This window comes from Leucobacter sp. Ag1, assembly GCF_000980875.1.
Taxonomy (GTDB): Bacteria; Actinomycetota; Actinomycetes; order Actinomycetales; family Microbacteriaceae; genus Leucobacter; species Leucobacter iarius.
This window is the reverse complement of sequence record NZ_LAYO01000084.1, coordinates 1-16,827: the sequence shown is the minus strand read 5'-3', so window position 1 is coordinate 16,827 and position 16,827 is coordinate 1. Positions and strand designations below refer to the sequence as shown.

Annotated in this window: 14 protein-coding genes; 2 read left to right on the top strand and 12 right to left on the bottom strand. The window is 73.4% G+C overall.

From position 1 onward, the window contains the following. Positions 1-4: 4 nt before the first annotated feature. From XM48_RS05560 to XM48_RS05510, 11 genes are all read right to left on the bottom strand, one after another. Complete coding sequence (locus tag XM48_RS05560) at positions 5-1,642, bottom strand: CdaR family transcriptional regulator (protein WP_046454811.1); 1,638 nt, start codon at positions 1,640-1,642, stop codon at positions 5-7. 59 nt (positions 1,643-1,701) lie between these two features. Then, positions 1,702-2,820: an o-succinylbenzoate synthase gene (gene menC / locus XM48_RS05555; RefSeq protein WP_046454810.1), complete on the bottom strand. Its 1,119-nt coding sequence runs from the start codon at positions 2,818-2,820 to the stop codon at positions 1,702-1,704. Next, positions 2,817-3,656: a GNAT family N-acetyltransferase gene (locus tag XM48_RS05550; protein ID WP_197074152.1), complete on the bottom strand. Its 840-nt coding sequence runs from the start codon at positions 3,654-3,656 to the stop codon at positions 2,817-2,819. Before XM48_RS05550 ends, menC begins: the two co-directional genes overlap by 4 nt. Further along, positions 3,649-4,872, bottom strand: a complete 1,224-nt coding sequence (locus XM48_RS05545) for a M20 family metallopeptidase (protein ID WP_231580814.1) — start codon at positions 4,870-4,872, stop codon at positions 3,649-3,651. The genes XM48_RS05550 and XM48_RS05545 overlap by 8 nt, the downstream gene beginning before the upstream one ends. 135 nt (positions 4,873-5,007) lie before the next feature. Then, the gene (locus XM48_RS05540) at positions 5,008-5,730 is read right to left on the bottom strand and encodes a VIT1/CCC1 transporter family protein (RefSeq protein WP_046454808.1); all 723 of its coding nucleotides are present in this window, start codon (positions 5,728-5,730) and stop codon (positions 5,008-5,010) included. A 166-nt stretch (positions 5,731-5,896) separates the two neighbouring features. Beyond that, complete coding sequence (locus tag XM48_RS05535; RefSeq protein ID WP_046454807.1) at positions 5,897-6,751, bottom strand: ABC transporter ATP-binding protein; 855 nt, start codon at positions 6,749-6,751, stop codon at positions 5,897-5,899. Beyond that, entirely contained in the window at positions 6,748-7,848 is a 1,101-nt protein-coding gene (locus tag XM48_RS05530; protein WP_231580813.1) for an iron chelate uptake ABC transporter family permease subunit, read from the bottom strand. Before XM48_RS05530 ends, XM48_RS05535 begins: the two co-directional genes overlap by 4 nt. Beyond that, positions 7,845-8,909, bottom strand: coding sequence for an iron ABC transporter permease (locus tag XM48_RS05525; protein ID WP_046454806.1), 1,065 nt, complete (start codon positions 8,907-8,909; stop codon positions 7,845-7,847). The genes XM48_RS05530 and XM48_RS05525 overlap by 4 nt, the downstream gene beginning before the upstream one ends. Beyond that, entirely contained in the window at positions 8,906-9,826 is a 921-nt protein-coding gene (locus tag XM48_RS05520) for a siderophore-interacting protein (RefSeq protein WP_046454805.1), read from the bottom strand. Before XM48_RS05520 ends, XM48_RS05525 begins: the two co-directional genes overlap by 4 nt. A gap of 8 nt (positions 9,827-9,834) precedes the next feature. Next, positions 9,835-10,893, bottom strand: coding sequence for an iron-siderophore ABC transporter substrate-binding protein (locus XM48_RS05515; protein WP_046454804.1), 1,059 nt, complete (start codon positions 10,891-10,893; stop codon positions 9,835-9,837). Between the two features lie 187 nt (positions 10,894-11,080). Beyond that, complete coding sequence (locus XM48_RS05510; protein ID WP_046454803.1) at positions 11,081-11,893, bottom strand: AraC family transcriptional regulator; 813 nt, start codon at positions 11,891-11,893, stop codon at positions 11,081-11,083. Between the two features lie 99 nt (positions 11,894-11,992). Here XM48_RS05510 and XM48_RS05505 point away from each other — a divergent pair, with 99 nt between their 5' ends. After that, complete coding sequence (locus XM48_RS05505; protein WP_046454802.1) at positions 11,993-13,663, top strand: ABC transporter ATP-binding protein; 1,671 nt, start codon at positions 11,993-11,995, stop codon at positions 13,661-13,663. Beyond that, the gene (locus tag XM48_RS05500; RefSeq protein WP_052961318.1) at positions 13,660-15,417 is read left to right on the top strand and encodes an ABC transporter ATP-binding protein; all 1,758 of its coding nucleotides are present in this window, start codon (positions 13,660-13,662) and stop codon (positions 15,415-15,417) included. Before XM48_RS05505 ends, XM48_RS05500 begins: the two co-directional genes overlap by 4 nt. Here the strand turns inward: XM48_RS05500 and XM48_RS05495 are convergent. Beyond that, positions 15,414-16,827: ATP-binding cassette domain-containing protein (locus tag XM48_RS05495; RefSeq protein WP_052961317.1), on the bottom strand; the 1,414-nt coding region annotated here is incomplete at its 5' end. The genes XM48_RS05500 and XM48_RS05495 overlap by 4 nt on opposite strands.

The window sequence follows — 16,827 nt, the reverse complement described above, 5'->3', positions numbered from 1 at the left end:
CCGGTCAGCGGTCCGATGCGAGGGCGAGCAGGCGCAGCTGCAGCATCGCGGCGAAGCGCGCGTCCGGGTCGTCGAGGTCGATGAGCCCCACCTCGGTGACGCGGCGCAGCCGGTACCGGAACGTGTTGGTGTGCACGTACATCGCGGCGGACGCCGCGGCCACGTCGCCGAACGCGTCGAGCCAGGCGCGGAGCGTGTCGACGAGCGCGCTCTGATGCTCCTCGTCGTAGGCGGCGAGCCGGGCGATGACGCCCGAGGGGAGGTCCTTCGCGGGCACGGGGAGCTCGAGCAGCAGCGCCTCGGCGTGCACGTCGTCGAAGCGCACGACCGGCCCGGCGCGGTGGGATCCGGACGCCGCCCGGAGCACGCGCAGCGCGCGGTCCGCGCCCGAGCGGGATCGGGCGAGCTCGGCGCCGTCGCGGGCGACGCGGCCGATGCCGACGACGGGCTGCTGGGCCGAGCGCACCCGGGTGAGGAACTCGGTCGCCAAGCGCACCGCCGATTCGTCGTCGCCGCTCGGGAGCACGCCGTAGGCGACGTCGCCGATCAGCCCCGTCACGGCCCGCGGGTGCGCGAACGCCAGGTGCACCGCGAAGGCGTCGGCGACCCGCTTGCGCTCCGCCGCGAGCAGCGCGGGGGAGACGCGGTCGGCCGAGATCCGATCGGGTGCGGAGGGGGCCGCGTCGACGAGGGTGAGGGCCAGCACGACCATCGCCTCGTCGCGCAGGCCGAGCCGGTGCAGGGTCTCGGGCGCGTCGGTCCCGCCGTCGAGCGCGGTGCGCAGGAGTCCCGCGCGCCTGCGGCGCTCGGCGTCGGCGTCGGTGCGCTGCCACACCATGTGCATAGCGACGAGCTTCGCCGCATCGTGCAGCGCCTGCAGGTGCTCCGCGCTGAGCGGCTCGGCCGTGCTCACCCAGATCGTGCCGAGCACCTCCTCGCCCGCGCGGACCGCGAGCACGGTGCGCGCGTCGATCTCGGCGACGAGCTCCGAGACGAGCACGGGCTGCTCGCTGCGCGAGACCTCCTGGAACAGGCCGCGCTCCTCGAGGATCCGGGTGTACTGCGGCGGCACCGCCTGCACGGGGCCGCGGCCGTCGGGGCCGTCCTGCCGGGCGGAGTAGGCGACGAGCCGCGAGTTGCGATCCTCGATGGTGACGGGGAACCCGAGCAGGGCCGCGATCGCGTTCGCGACCGCGAACAGGTCGCCGGCGAGGATCCCGCCGAAGGTGACGGGTCGGGCGTCGTCGGGGTCGCCCGGGGTCATGAGCGCGCGCAGCAGGCCGGCGAGGTGCGCCCAGGCGGTGCCGCGGGTGAGCGACAGCACGGCGACGCCCGACTCCGCCGCGGCCGCGGTCACCTCGGGCGAAGCGGCGAACGGCGCGCGGACCACGAGCGCGACCGCCCCGCTCAGGCCGAGCCGGGGCAGCATCCGCACCGCGTCGCCGGCGTCGCGCACGCCGACACCGAGCACGAGCGCACCGCGCGGCGACTCCGGCTCGTCGAGCGGGTCGTGGATCACGATCGCCTCGACGGTGCGCTCCGTGATCTCGCCGGCGACGACGTCGAGCAGCGTCGTGCCGAACTCCTCGAGCACGCGCGTCAGGCTCGTCTGCGGCCGATGGGTCGCCGGTCGTCCGGTCATGTCGCCCTCCAGATCAGCGCCTCGTGGGTGCGGCTCGTCGCGTGCTCAGCAGCCAGAGGCTAGCAGGGCAGACGATCCTGCCGCACGGTGAACCGGTCGAGCACCTCGGGGATCGGGGTGACGCCGAGACCGGGCCCGGTCGGCACGGCAATGCGCCCCTCCTCGAGCCGGAACGGCTCGGTGAGGTCGGTCGCGAAGTAGCGCTCCGAGGCGGAGGTGTCGCCCGGCAGCAGGAAACCGGGGAGCGCGGCGAGGGCCACGTTCGCGGCCCGGCCGATCCCCGTCTCGAGCATGCCGCCGCACCAGACCGGCACGTCGTGCGCCGCGCACAGATCGTGGATCCGGCGCGCCTCGAGGTAGCCGCCGACGCGGCCCGGCTTGATGTTGACGATGTGGACGGCCCCGAGCTCGATCGCGGTGGCCGCCGCCCGCGCGGAGGTGATCGACTCGTCGAGGCAGATCGGGGTCGAGATCTCGCGGGCGAGCGCCGCGTGGCCGAGCAGATCGTCGGCGGGCAGCGGCTGCTCGAGCAGCGTGAGATCGAACGCGTCGAGCTTCGCGAGCAGGCGCGCATCGCTGCGCCGGTAGGCGGCGTTCGCGTCGACCTGCAGGTCGATGTCACCGAAGCGCTCGCGCACGGCGCGCACGGGATCCAGGTCCCAGCCCGGTTCGATCTTGAGCTTGATGCGGACGTAGCCGGCGTCGAGCGATGCCGCGACCGTGTCGAGCAGCTGATCGATCGTGTCGGTGATGCCGAGCGAGACGCCGCACGGCACCGACTCCCGCACCGCGCCGAGTGCCGAGGCGAACGAGACGCCGCGGGCCCGCAGCTGCGCATCGAGGATCGCCGTCTCGAGCGCCGACTTCGCGAGCCGGTGCTCCTTGAACGGGGCGAGCGCGGGCGCGATCCGGTACGCGTCGAACGCGTCGCCGAGGCCGCGCTGCGCCTCTCGCAGCGCCGGGACGAAGAAGTCCCGGATCACGGCTGCGGCACCCTCCGTGTACTCCGACGAGTAGAGCGGGGCCTCGCTGGCACCGCACTCGCCCCAGCCCTCGGCCTCGTCGGTCTCGGCGCGCACCACGAGCACCTGGCGCACCGTCTCAGTGCCGAACGAGGTGCGGAACGGGGTCACGAGCGGCATCTCGACGATGCGGGTCTCGATCGCTGCGAGCTTCATGGGGTCTCCTGCTTCTCTGCGGGGGTCGGAGCGGTGCCCGGTGGGGCGGCCGAAGCGGCGGAAGCCGCCGCCGGGACGACCAGGTAGTGCCCGTCGCGGGCGAACCCGATCACGGACGCACCGGCCGCCATGCGCGCGCCGAGCTCGCGGCGCAGGTCGAGCCGCCACCCGGCGGCGCGCAGCGGGTCGTCGAGGCGGAGCGTCTCGACGTCGGCGGGCACCGGGATCCGGATCGCCTCGGGCGGAGGCGGGACGGCCTGCTCGCGGTGCGGGGGCAGCGGGCGGTCGAGATGCCAGCGGACGAGCAGCCGGTCGCTCGCGTCGCCGCGGTTCACGTCGTCGTCCATCTGGCCGTAGAAATCGGTGAGGTATTCGACCGGCTCCACCCCCAGCTTCGCCAGGTTGAACACGGCGTTGCGGCGGATCAGGGGATCGAAGGTCCAGGTCATGGTGCGCATGCCGCGCCCGAGCGCCCACGCGCGCTGCCGCAGCTTGAGCGCGAGCCCGATGCTGCGCCCCTGCGCGCCCGCGGTCACGCCCGCGATGTGGCTGTGGAAGTTCGCGGTGTCGGGCGGCGAGCTGAACCCGAAGCAGGCGCCGAGCAGTTCGTCGCCGTCGAACGCGCCGAACACCGGATTGCCCGACTTCGCGAGCGCGCGCAGCAGATCGGCCGTGACCGGGGTGCCGGCGGGGCCGGTGCGCCAGACGGCCTCGTAGAGGCGCTGCACCGCCGCGAGCGAGCGCATGTCGTCGAGTTCGCGGATCGCGATGCCCGAGCGCTGCTCGGCGAGGCGGGCGTCGGCGTCGGCATCGGGGCCCGATGCGTCGCTACGCACGGCCGATCCGCTCGCCGGGCTCGGTGCCGCCGGTGGCGGTTCCCGCGTCGGTGCCGGTGCCGGTTCCGCTTCTGGCGCCGGCATCGGCATCGGCGAGGAGCTCGGCGATGAGCACTGAGAGCAGCCGCGCCCGGGGCTCGAGCTCGGACACGATCACGTGCTCGTCGTCCGCGTGCGCGCCGCCGCCGACGGCGCCGAGTCCGTCGAGGGTGGGCGTGCCGACCCCCGCGGTGAAGTTGCCGTCGGACGCGCCGCCCACGGCGACCGAGTCGAGCGGGCCGAGGTCGAGCTCGTCGGCGATCCGGCTGATGCGCGCGAACAGCGCCCGGGACGACCGGAGGTCGAGCGGCGGGCGGTTCACGCCGCCGAGCACCTCGACGGAGGCGCCGGGCAGATGGGCCGCGAGCGCGCCGATCTCGGCGTGCACGCGCTGCTGCTCGGCGGCGGAGGTCGCGCGCACGTCGACGGCGAAGTGCCCGCGCGCGGGCACGGTGTTCGAGGTGGTCCCGGCCTCGGCGCGGGTCATGGTGACGGTCGTCCCGATCCCGGGCGCCCCGATCCCCGCGACCGCCTGCACCTGATGCGCCAGTTCGAGGGTCGCGTTGACGCCCCGCTCGGGTTCGAGGCCCGCGTGCGCGGCGCGGCCCCGCACGTGCACCTCGTAGCGCGAGACGCCCTTGCGCTCCGTCTTCAGCGCGCCCCCGGGGCCGGCTGCCTCGAGCACGAGCGCGGCGGCGCAGCCCCGGGCCTCGTCCTCGATGAGCGCGCGCGAGGTCGTGGATCCGGGCTCCTCGTCGCCCGTGATGAGCAGGGAGACCCCGTCGGGGGACGGCAGCGCGGCGATGGCGTGGAACGCCATGACGATCCCGGCCTTCATATCGAAGGATCCCGGGCCGGTGAGCCGGCCGTCGCGAACCTCCGCCGGGTGCGCGGGCAGGGAGCCGACGGGCCAGACGGTGTCGTGGTGGCCGAGCAGCAGCACGCGGGGGGTGCCGCCGAAGCGCCAGCGCAGGTGGGTGACCCCGTCGATCTCGATCCGTTCGGCGCGGCGGCCGAGCAAGCGGGAGCCGAGGCCGTCCACCGCGTCGGCGCTGCGCGCGACCGCGGCGAGGTCGTCGGAGGGCGACTCGCAGCGGACCAGCTCGAGCACCTCGTCGGTCATCGCTGCGACGTCGAGGAGCCCGTCGCGCATGACGGGTGCTGGGCGTGCGGGCATCGGTGCTCCTCGGATCGTGAACGCGGTGCCACCATCCTGCTGAGCAACGAGCGCGTTCGTTCCGTCCGAAGGTCCGAAAAAGCGGGGTCGGGTTGGGTGGAAGCGATGAACGCGCCGCGCGCGGAGCCCTCGGGACTACCCGATCGAGGAGACGCCGAGCGCGGTGCCGACGGCATAGGTGACGGCGACCGCGATGCCGCCGAACAGCAGCTGGCGCAGGGCTCCGAGCGCTCGGTTCTTGCGGGTGAACGAGGCCGCGAGCCCGCCGGCGAGCAGCAGGCCGGCGCCGCCGAAGATCAGGCCGGTCCACAGCGTTCCGAAGCCGAAGAGGAACGGGAGGATCGGGATCAGCGCGCCGATGCTGAACGCGATGAACGACGAGATCGCCGCGACCCACGGCGACGGCTTCTCCTCCGGGTGCAGCCCGAGCTCGTGCGCGAGGTGCACGCGCAGCGCCCGCTCGTGATCGCCGTGCACCTGCGACGCCGCCTGTTTCGCGGTCGGTTCGTCCATGCCGAGCCCGGCGAACAGCGCGGCGAGCTCCGCCTCCTCGCCGATGGGGTTGCGCTCGAGCGCGGCGCGCTCGGTCAGTACCTCCGCGTCGAGCTGCTCGTTCTGGGTGCGGACCGAGGTGAACTCGCCGAGGGCCATCGAGATCGCGCCCGCGATGAGGCCCGAGATGCCGGTGATCGCGACGATGCCCGGCGCGGCGCCGGCGGCGGCGATGCCGGTGATGAGTCCGAGGTTCGAGACGAGCCCGTCCATCGCCCCGAACACGGAGGCGCGCAGCCAACCCGACGAGACGTCGGCGTGGCTGTGATCGTAGTCGTGCGGACGTGAGATATCGACGTCTGACATGGCTCCTCATCGGGGATTCTCGGGCGGGGACGGTCAACCGTAACAAGCCTCGCGAGAGAGTGAAAACCCCGAATTCAGGGGCCGCTGAGCCGGATCTTCGACTTCGTCGAGACGTACTTCGGGGTCCGTCGCGACTGCCCGGATCCGGCCCCGGGACGGCCTCGGTTCAGGCTGCCGCGCGCCGCTCGGCGACCGCCGCGAGCCCGCGCCGCGCGATCACCATGGGCGCACCGGTCTCGGGATCCGGTTCGACCCGGCAGGGCAGCCCGTAGACCTCCTCGACGAGATCAGAGGTGAGCACATCGGCGGGCGCGCCCGAGGCGACGACCTCGCCCTCGCGCATCACCACGAGGTTGCTCGCGTAGCGCGCGGCCTGGTTGAGGTCGTGCAGCACGACGACGATCGTCCGCCCGTGCGCGGCCCGCAGCCGCTCGAACAGCTCGAGCAGGGCGTACTGGTGGGCGATGTCGAGGTAGGTGGTCGGCTCGTCGAGCAGGAGCAGCGGGGTCTCCTGGGCGAGCGCCATGGCGAGCCAGACGCGCTGGCGCTGCCCGCCGGAGAGCTCGTCGACGAGCCGGCCGGACAGTTCGGTGGTGCCGGTCGCGTCGAGCGCGCGGACCACCGCGGCCTCATCGGCCGCCGACCAGCGATCGAAGAGCCGCTGGTGCGGGTGCCTGCCTCGAGCGATGAGGTCTGCGACGCGGATGCCCTCGGGCGCGATCGAGGTCTGGGGGAGCAGCCCGAGCCGCCGAGCCAGTTCCTTTGCGGGCAGATCGAGGATCTCGCGTCCGTCCAGCAGCACGGAGCCGCTCTCGCGCGGAAGGATCCGGGCGAGCGCGCGGAGCAGGGTCGACTTGCCGCACGCGTTCGGCCCGATCACCGCGGTGAAGGAACCGTCACGGATCGACAGATCGACCCCGTTGCAGATCATCCGGCCGTCGTAGCCCACGGTGAGGCCGGCGGCGGTGAGCGCATTCGCTCCGTCGGGCGCGTGCAGCGGGTCCGGTTCGCGGTTCTTCATCTTCTCCTCCGGAATTCATCGGCCAGCAGCCAGGCCAGGTAGACGCCGCCGAGCGACGCGGTGATCACGCCGACGGGGAACCCGAGGCGCTGCGCGAGGGTGTCCGAGGCGAGCAGCATGAGGGCGCCGGCGAGCGCCGACGGGATGAGCTGCAGCCCGGATCCGCGGGTGAGCCGGTGCGCGATCTGCGGGGCCGCGAGCGCGACGAAGGCGATGGGCCCGGCCGCGGCCGTCACGAGCGCGGTGAGCGCGACGCCGAGGATCACGGCGCCGACCCGGGCGAGCCCGACGCGGGTGCCGAGCGCCCGTGCCGCGTCGTCGCCGAGCTCGAGCTGGCGCAGCGGCGTCGCGAGCGCGGCGACGCCGATGAGCAGCACCGCGAGCACGAGCACCATCGGCAGCAGCTGCGCCGTGCCGAGCCCGTTGAGGGATCCCGCCGACCACACCGCTCCGAGCATCGCAGTCTCGGAATCGACGAAGAGCATGAGGGCCGAGTTCACGGACGAGAGCAGCGCGGCGACGCCGATCCCCATGATGATGAGGCGGAACGGCTGCAGGGTGCCGCGGCGCAGGGCGAGCAGGTAGACGCAGGCGGCGGTGATGCCGCCGCCGATGAGGGATCCGGCCGCGACGTCGAGGTAGCGGGTGGATCCGAGCGCGAGCATCACGATGATCGCTCCGGTGTAGGAGCCGGCGGAGAACCCGATCACGTCGGGGGAGCCGAGCGGGTTGCGGGTGAGCGACTGGAAGATCGCACCGGAGATCGCGAGCGCCGCCCCGGCGGCCACGGCGAAGAGCGCGCGGGGCAGGCGCCAGCCGAGCACGAGCAGTCTCGACTGCGGGTCGCCGGTGCCGAGGAACGCGCCGATCACCTGATCGGGCGACAGCGGCACGGTGCCGATCCCGAGGGCGACGACGCCGAGCACGAGGATCCCGAGCAGCAGGGCTGCGCACACGGTGAGGGTGCGTGCGGGCACGACGCCCGAGAAGCGTCCGCGGCGCAGCGCGATGGCGCGGTAGCCGCGATCCGGGCCCGCCTTCGCGTGCCGCCGCACGGTCGACGGGTAGCCCCGGTGGATGGTCCGTCCGAGCGTCACAGTCCGCTCACCGTCCTCCGGCGTGCGAGCAGGATCAGCACGGGTGCGCCGACGATGGCCGTGACGAGCCCGACGCGGAGCTCGCCGCTCGGCAGGATGATCCGCCCCAGGACGTCCGAGACCAGCAGCAGGATCGCCGATACCACCAGGGTGTAGAGGAAGATCCAGCGCTGGTCGGGTCCCACGAACCAGCGCACGGCGTGCGGCACCATGAGGCCGACGAACGCGATCGGTCCGGCGACCGCGGTCGCGGTTCCGGCGAGCAGCGTGACCGCGACGATCACGACCACCCGGACGCGGGCCGTTCGAACGCCGAGTGCGGCGCCGAGCTCGTCCCCGAGGGCGAGCGCGTTGAGGGACCGCGCGGTCGCGAGGCCGAGCACGGTGCCGACCACGATGAACGGTGCGAAGGACAGCACCGTCTCGAGGTCGCGCCCGCCGATCGATCCGACACCCCAGAACCGCAGGTCGTCGAAGATCCTCCGGTTCGCGAGGGTCAGCGCGGTCGTGACCCCGCCGAGCGCCGCGCTGATCGCGACGCCCGCGAGCGTGAGCTTCGCCGGGGTCGCCCGGGTGCCGCCGATGGAGCCGAGCAGGTACACGACGATCGTGACGATGCCGGCTCCGGCGAGGGCGAACCAGACGTACCCGAGGGGCTCGGTGACACCGAGGAGGCCGACCGCGAGGGTGACGGCGAAGGTGGCGCCGGCGTTCACGCCGAGGATCCCGGGGTCGGCCAGCGGGTTGCGTGTGAACGACTGGATCAGGGCGCCGCAGAGCCCGAGCGCCGGTCCGACCACGAGGCCGGTGATGGTGCGGGGGATCCGGAGCTCGCGCACCATCACGTGCTCGTCGTTCGCGGGGTCGAAGGCGAACACCGCGTCCCAGATCGTGCCCGGCTCGATGCCGCGAGCACCGACTCCGATGCTCAGGAACACGCAGGCGACGAGCACCGCGATGGCGATCAGCAGTCCGACGGTGCGCGCGGCGTTGCCGCGCGCGAGCCCTCCCGGGGCCTCGCGCGCGGCCGCCGCCTCGGCGGTGATCGGGTGCGCGGTCACAGCTCGGCGGCCTCGAAGAGGCGGGAGACGTCGTCGATGATGTCCTCGATGTCCCGGTCGCTGTCGTAGAGCGCCTGGATCTTCGCGTCGAACTCGGGACCCTGGGCCGCGTAGCGCGCCTCCCATTCCTCACCGCGCTCGGTCCAGTACCCGATGCACTTGTACGCGTCGGCCGGGAGCCCGAGCTCGTGGCGCAGGTGCTTGCGCGCCTCGCGGGTGAGCCTGGCTTCGCCGGCGACCCAGACGTAGGCGTCGGGCCCGGCGGCGACCTTGCGGAGCGCGGGGACGAGGGCGCTCGGCGCGTGGCCGTTGCCCGTGCCGCGCACCCAGACGATGCGCACGTCGACGCCCGCGGGGAGCTCCGGCAGGAGCTCGTGCTCGGCGCTGCGGACCTCAGCGATGATGGTCGTGGCGACCGATCCCGCGGTGAGCTCCGCGATGCGGAGCGCCGCGGGCAGCGCCGGCTCGTCGGCGACGAGCAGCTGGTGGGTGGCGTGCGTCGGCCGCTCGTAGAGCGCCGTCGGCGGGTTGAGGGCGATGGCCTGGCCGGGGCTCGCCTGCTTCGCCCATTCCGCGGCGATGCCGCCGTCGTGCAGGACGAAGTCGATGTCGATCTCTCCCGGTCGACGATCCCGGATCGTGTAGGTGCGCATCTCCATCGGTTCGACCCCCTCCGGGTAGCTCCAGCCGCGGCCGTCGACGGCCGGCATCCGGAGTTCGTCGTCGGGTGCGTCGGGGAAGAACAGACGGACGTACTCGTCGCCGATCCCGGTGGTCGGGTAATCGCGGAGGTCGTCGCCGGCGAAGGTGACGCGCGACATGCCCGGGCCGAGCACGCGCACGGCGGTGACCTCGGCCCGGTGCACGCGCGGGACGTAGACCTCGGGGGCGCCGGCCGCGGGAACGTTCGAACGCATCGCGGGGCCTACGGCTTCGCCGGACGCACGACCGAGCCGCCCTCGGCAGCCTTCGAGAGCTCGTCGACGAAGCCCGCGTCGATCGCCCAGGGGATGCTGAGCACCGTCGGACCGTTGGTCGCCATGCCCATCGTCTCGTCCTCGATGAAGTAGAAGCGGCCGTCGGCGATCGGGGTCCAGCGCGAGAACACCGGGTTCGCGAGCGTCGCCTTCGTCTCGGACGCGGAGCGCGACCAGCCGACGAAGAGGTCGCTCTTGATCTCGCCGAGCTTCTCGAGGCTGACGGCTCCGTAGAAGTCGTCGCTGCCGATGTTGCCGAGCGCCTTGCCGAGATCGGGGGAGTCGACGAGTCCGAATTCGCGGAGGAACGCGACGCGCGGGTCCTTCGAGATGTAGAGGCCGAGCTCGGTGGAGCCCTCGGGCAGGGTGAGCCCGTAGAGGAAGTCGGTGCCCCGCAGCTTGGGGTGGGCCTTCACGGCCGCGTCGATCCGGTCCTCGGTCTGCGCGATGAGCTTCTCGCCCAGCGCCTTCTCGCCGAGCGCGGTCGCGACCGTGCGGGTGAGCTTCTTCCAGGATCCGGAGGTCCAAGGGCGTTCAGCGTAGGCGACGGTCGGCGCGATCTCGCTGAGGCGCTGGTACTGGGTCTCGGTGACGCCCGAGTGCGGTGCGAGGATCAGATCGGGCTGCAGCGAGAGGATCTGCTCGAAGTCGGGATCCTCCCCCTCCTTGAGCACCGTCGGCAGATCGGCCTTCAGCACTTCGGTCACCTGCGAGCGGAACCAGGGGGTGAACCCGTCCTTGTCGCCGCCCCAAGCGGAGGGCACGCCCACCGGTGCGGTGCCCAGCGCCGCCACGATGTCCTCGGTCATCCAGCCGATCGTGACGATGCGCTTCGGCTTCGCCGGGATCTCGGTCTTGCCGTGCACGTGTTCGATGGTGACCGGGAATCCCGCACCGCCCGTAGCGCCCGCCGCGGGTTCGGCGGGGCTTCCGCCGGCGCAGGCGGAGAGAGCGAGTACTGCGGCGAGCAGCGCTGCGATGGGAGCGGACCGGCGGAGCCAGGACATGGAGGCACCTTTTCGTTTGGAACGGACACAGAATGCAGGGAAGGCTACCCTAACCAAGATCTGATGTTAGTTCCGCGCGGTTGCGGGGTCCGGACACGCTTCATCGCGCAGCGGACAGCGGCGTCGGTGCGCGCCGGGTCCAGGGTGCCGCCTCGCGGCGCGAACGGTCCGCGCCGCGAGAACCGGGTCAGCTCGTGCCGGAGGGCGCGAACTCGCGCGGGGTCTCGCGCATCACCCGCTTGAACGCGGCGGTGAACGCGCTGTTCGTCGCGTAGCCCACCCGGCGGGCGACCACGCCCACCGGAAGCCCCTCGTCGAGCAGCTGAGCGGCGCGGGCCAGCCGCGCCGCGGTGCGCCACTGGCTGAAGGTCAGGCCCGTCTCGGCGCGGAATCCTCGAGCGATCGTCCGCGCGCTCTGCGCCGTGAGCGCGGCCCACTGCTCGATCGAGCGGTCGTCGGCAGGATCCCGCATGATCGCGGCGGCGATGCTCGCGATACGCGGATCCCGGGGGAGCGGGAGCTGCACCGTCGGCCGGGTCTCGGCGGTCACCAGATCCATGCACACCGCCTGCGCCCGCAGCCGCTGCTCCCGAGGCATCGCGGTCGCCGCGAGGTGGATCAGCAGGTGGCGCAGCGCCGCGTTCACGACCACCGGACCGACCGACCCGACCTCCCGCGGCCAGGCCTCGGAGAGGATGTAGCTCGCCCACAGCGTCGAATTCGCGTCGCGATCGGCGGCGTGCGGGGTGCCGGCCGGCACCCAGAGCCCCTGCCCGAGGGCGAGGCGCCACGTGCGGCCCGATACCCGTACATCCGCGATCCCGCGCTCCGGCCAGAGCACCGTGTGCTCGTCGTGCCGGTGCTCCTCCTCCCGGCAGCCATCGGAATCGTCGAGGTAGCGGTACCCGAGGGCCCGGGTGGTCAGCAGGAAGCCCTCGGGCACGACCCGACGGTGCGCGGGCACGTCGGAGGGCGCTGCGGCGCCGGGCGGTCTCAGCACGTTCGTCCTCTCCTGGGATCGTGCCTCAGCCTAGTGATGTCCGATTCGAAACACAGCCTGTCGCGCGATCCGAACCCCGCGACACTACGGTTGGGGCCGATGAACGAGTCGATCAGCCCACCGGAGCAGCTCCGGATCCGCGCGATGCTGCGCCTCGCCCTGCTGCGCGAAGGTCGCGGATCCCGCCTGGCCTGGGGCGCTGTCGGCCTCATGGTGCACCAGGCGTGCGAGACCGCCGTGCCGGTGCTCATCGGCGTGATCGTCGACCGGGCGATCGGGCCGAGCGATCCCGTCGCCCTGCTGGTCTGGCTGGCGGTGCTCGGCGGGGTCTTCACGGTGCTCACGGCCAGCTACCAGGCCGCCTCCCTCGGCATGGTCCGCGTCTATGGGCACGGCGAGCACGCGCTGCGCCAGCTCGCCGTCGCGCGCGTCCTCCATCCGCATCGGCTCCGGCGCAGACGCGCCGACGGGGAGGTGCTCTCGATCGTCACGAGCGACACCTATCGGGTGGCCGGAGTCTCCTGGAGCATCGTCGAACAGACGGCGACCGTCGCGGCCGTGCTCGTGTCCTCGGGGGTGCTCCTCGCGATCTCGGTGCCGCTCGGCCTCGGCGTGCTGCTCGGAGCGGCCCTCGTGCTCGTCGTGATGCAGACCCTCGCACGACCCCTCGAGCGCATCGGCATGACCGAGCAGGCGTCGGTCGCCCGCGCCAGCGAGGTCGCCGCCGACACCCTCGCGGGGTTGCGCACGGTCCACGGGCTCGGGGCGCAGAGCGAGGCCGTGGCGCGCTACGGGACCGCGAGCGAGGCCTCGCGGCGCGGCGCGGTCGCGGCGGCGCGCATGCTGCTCACCTACCAGGCGGTCAGCCGGGCGGTATCGGTGGCCTACCTCGCGGCGCTCGCGCTCGCCGCCGCATGGCTGGCGGTCGATGGACGGATCACCCCGGGGCAGCTCGTCACCGTGGTCGGGCTCGCCCAATTCCTGCAGGCATCGCTCGACCACGTCGGCACCTTCGGGGCGAACTGGGCGCACAAGCGGGCCTCGACCCGGCGCCTCCACGCGCTCGCCGCCGAATCGTACGCGCTGCCGGTGACGCACGCGGCGGATGACTCCGCAGAGGCGGTTCCGGCCGGTCCCGAATCCGAACCGCTCCGGTGGGATCCTGCGGAGGGGCCCTCGATCGTGCTCCGGCCAGGATCCGGACTCGTCGGGCTCCGGGTGCGCACCGCGGCCGCCGCACGGGAGGCCTCCGATCGCCTGGGCTTCCGTCGGGCCCCGGGACCCGGGGAGCTGCGGGTCGGCGGGCACGATGCGCCCGTGCTCGGGCCGCACCGATACGCCGCACGGATCGTGGCGCCGCCGCACGATGCGGTGCTCTTCTCCGGGTCACTCCGAGACAACGTGTCGTGCGGCGGGCCGGTGGATCCGGAACTGCTGCGTGCGGCGGCGCTCGAGGACGTCGTGGATCAGCTCGGCGGACTCGACGGCGACATCGGCGAGCGGGGTGCGCGGCTGTCGGGCGGACAGCGGCAGCGCGTGCTCCTCGCTCGGGCCCTGCACGCCGGAGGCGACGCCGTCGTGCTCGATGAACCGACCACCGCGCTCGATCCGGTGACCGAGCAGCGCGTCGCCGAGCGGCTCGCGGGCCTGGGACGACCGATCCTGGTGATCACCGGAAGCCGGGTGCTCCTCGACTCCTGCGCGACCGTGGTCGAGCGGGGTGCGCCGGAGCCTCCGGAGCGCCCGATGGCCGCGGGAGCACCGCGGTGACGCGCGCGCTGCCCGTGGCCTCCGCGCGCGCGACCGCCCGGGCGTCGATGGGACTTCTGCTCAGGGATCCCTGGCGGCTCGCCGCCGCGACGCTCCTGCTCGCCGCAGGTGCGGCGGCCGGCCTGCTCGTGCCCTGGCTGCTCGGCTCGCTCGTCGACGCGGTGATCGCGGGGCGCGACGCACTCGAACTGGCGCTGCGCTGTGCGGCGCTGCTCGGATCCGGCGCGGTCGCGGCCGGACTCGAGTGGGGCGGTGGGGTCCTGCTCGTCGGGTGCCTGCAGCGGGCACTCGCCCGGCTGCGCGAGGACGTCTTCGCCGCGGCGCTCTCGATCGACCTCGGCCGGGTGGAGGAGGCCGGGAGCGGTGACATCGTCGCCCGGGTGACCGGCGACGTGGAGGCCGTGACCGACGCCGTCTCCGGGGTGCTCCCGAGATTCCTGCAGGCCGGATTCACGATCGTGCTGACCGCCGTCGGGCTGACCGCGGTGGACCCGTGGCTCGCGCTCGGCGCGCTCCTCGCGGTGCCGATCCAGGTCTGGATCACGGTCCGCTTCCTCCGCCGATCGCGCCCGATCTACACGCGGCTGCGGCGGGAGGAAGCGCTGCGCGGGCAGGTGATCATCGACTCCGTGGCCGGCGCCGACACGGTGCGCGCGCACCGCCTGCAGCAGGATCGACTCGGCCGGATCGCCGAGGCCAGCCTGCGCGCGGTCGAGACGCAGCGGGAGGCCGCGCGGGCGCGCAACCGCTTCGTCGGCGGGCTGAACCTCGCGGAGTTCGTGGGGCTCGGCGCGGTGCTCGCGATCGGGTTCGTGCGGGCGGGCGCCGGAGCCCTCTCGATCGGCGGTGTCACCGCCGGCGCGCTCTTCTTCCACCGGCTCTTCGGCCCGATCGGTGGGCTGCTCGGCAGCATCGACGATCTGCAGCGGGCCCTCGCCGGGCTCGAACGCCTCGTCGGCGTGCAGCAGCTCGCCGGTGGTGGTGTCGGTGCCGGTGCCGGATTCCTTCCCGGGAGGTCGGTGCGCCCCATCGAGGACGCCACGATCCGTATCGAGTCCGCGTCCTACCGCTACCCGGGTGCCCGGGCCGACGCGCTCAGCGGGATCAGCCTCATGATCCCGGCCGGATCGACCCTGGCGCTCGTCGGCGCTTCGGGATCGGGGAAGTCGACCCTCGGGCGGCTCATCGCCGGGATCGGCGGCCCCGGATCCGGGACGGTCCGGGTGGGAGGAGCACCGGCCGAGACCGCCTCGCTCCCGGGCCGCGGGGGATCCGCCGCGCGGCCCGCCGTGCTGCTCGTGACGCAGGAATCGCACCTGTTCGGGGGCACCGTGGCCGACAACCTCCGACTGGCCGATCCCGGCGCCGATGACGGGCAGCTCGCCGCCGCGCTGCGCCGGGTCGGCCGGGATCCCGGGACGCTGCCAGACGGCCTCGGGACCGTCCCCGAGCCGGACCACCTGCTGCTCCAGCAGATCGCGCTGGCTCGGGTGCTACTCGCGGATCCTGCCGTCGTGGTGCTCGACGAGGCGACCGCCCACGCGGGGCCGGACGGGGTGCTCGAGGATGCCCTGCGCGAGGTCGGCCGCGGCCGCACCTCGATCGTAATCGCGCACCGGCTGACCCAGGCGCTCGACGCGGATCGGGTCGCGGTGCTCGAGGGCGGGGCGCTTGTCGAATGCGCCCCGCCCTCCGAGCTGCTCGACCGCTCCGACGGGCACTTCGCGCGCCTGTGGCGCGCCTGGAGCGGTTAGCGGGACGGGCGAAGAGCCGTGGCCGCCTCCTCGCCCTCGGGCACCACCGCGAGGGTGTCGCCGATCCACTGCGAACGCATCCAGCGGTCGTGCGACGCGATCACGAGGGTGCCGGCGAACCCGGCGAGCGCCTCCTCCAGCTCCTCCACGAGGGTGAGCGAGAGGTGGTTGGTCGGCTCATCGAGCAGCAGCAGCTCGGGCGGATCGATCAGCAGGGCCGCGAGTGCGACCCGGCGTCGCTGGCCGACGCTGAGCGTACCGATTGGGCGGTCGACGTCGCGCGGGGCGAGCAGGCCGCTCTCGGCGAGCGGGCGCTCGTCGGCCCGCCGTCGCCCGACGAGCGCCGCATAGCTGTCGGCCGCGCTGCGCTCGGGGCGCGCGAAGCGCACCTCCTGCGGCAGGTAGCCGAAGCGCATCCCCTCGGCCCGCTCGAGCGTGCCGGTGGTCGGCTCGAGCGCACCGGCGAGGATCCCGAGCAGTGTCGACTTGCCCGCGCCGTTCGGTCCGAGCAGCAGCAGACGCCCGCCACGCTCCAGCTCGAACGAGACGGGAGCGAGCCTGCCGGCGAAGCCGACGCGGTCGACGCGCAGCGCCGCCTCGTCCTCGTGCCGCAGCTCGTTCGGCGACTCGCGTACGGGCACCGGGATCCCGGCGAAGCGCAGGGGCTCCGGTGGGCGCCGCACGCGGTGCCGCTGCAGCTCGGCCAGGCGGCCGCGCGCATTCCGGGCCCTGCGCGAGGTGACCCGCGCGTCCTTGTCGGCGTAGAACTTGCGCGTGATGCGCGACTCCGACTTCGACTCGGACTTCTTGTTCACCTCGTGCGCGCCGACCGCGATCTCGTGCGCGAGCGATGCCAGTTCCGACTGCTCGGCGGCGTAGCGTTCGCGCCAGCGCCGCATCTCGGCCGCGCGCTCCACGCGCGCCGCCGAGAAGCCGACGCCCCAGACGCGGGTGCCGAGACCGGATCCCGGATCCTCGGTGTCGTCGGCCTCGAGCATCTCGTGCTCGGCCGCGGTGCGCAGCGGGCCCGCGAACGGGTCCACCGCGTCCACCCCGATGCCGGCCGAACGGGCATCGGCGAGCACGGCCGCGGGCACGGGGCTCGCATCGAGGTCGATCATGCGCGTTGTGATGGCGTCGAGCAGCGCGCGATCGTGGCTGGCGACGAGCACGATCCCCGGCCAGTCGGCGAGCACGCGCTCGAGGTACGCGGCCGAGGCGTCGTCGAGGTGGTTCGACGGCTCGTCGAGCAGCAGCAGCATCGGCCCTCCGACGAGCGCCCGGCCGACGGCGAGCATCTGCTGCTCGCCGCCCGAGAGGGTGCCGCCCTGCTGGGTGCGCCGCTCCGCCAGGCGCGGCATCACCACGTAGGCGTAGTCCGCCCGCCCCTGGATGAGCTTCTGATCCTTC

Excerpts from the sequence above, each read along its gene's own strand:
- XM48_RS05560 (WP_046454811.1), bottom strand. The coding sequence starts at position 1,642 with ATGACCGGACGACCGGCGACCCATCGGCCGCAGACGAGCCTGACGCGC.
- menC (WP_046454810.1), bottom strand. The coding sequence starts at position 2,820 with ATGAAGCTCGCAGCGATCGAGACCCGCATCGTCGAGATGCCGCTCGTG.
- XM48_RS05545 (WP_231580814.1), bottom strand. The coding sequence starts at position 4,872 with ATGCCCGCACGCCCAGCACCCGTCATGCGCGACGGGCTCCTCGACGTC.
- XM48_RS05540 (WP_046454808.1), bottom strand. The coding sequence starts at position 5,730 with ATGTCAGACGTCGATATCTCACGTCCGCACGACTACGATCACAGCCAC.
- XM48_RS05535 (WP_046454807.1), bottom strand. The coding sequence starts at position 6,751 with ATGAAGAACCGCGAACCGGACCCGCTGCACGCGCCCGACGGAGCGAAT.
- XM48_RS05520 (WP_046454805.1), bottom strand. The coding sequence starts at position 9,826 with ATGCGTTCGAACGTTCCCGCGGCCGGCGCCCCCGAGGTCTACGTCCCG.
- XM48_RS05515 (WP_046454804.1), bottom strand. The coding sequence starts at position 10,893 with ATGTCCTGGCTCCGCCGGTCCGCTCCCATCGCAGCGCTGCTCGCCGCA.
- XM48_RS05505 (WP_046454802.1), top strand. The coding sequence starts at position 11,993 with ATGAACGAGTCGATCAGCCCACCGGAGCAGCTCCGGATCCGCGCGATG.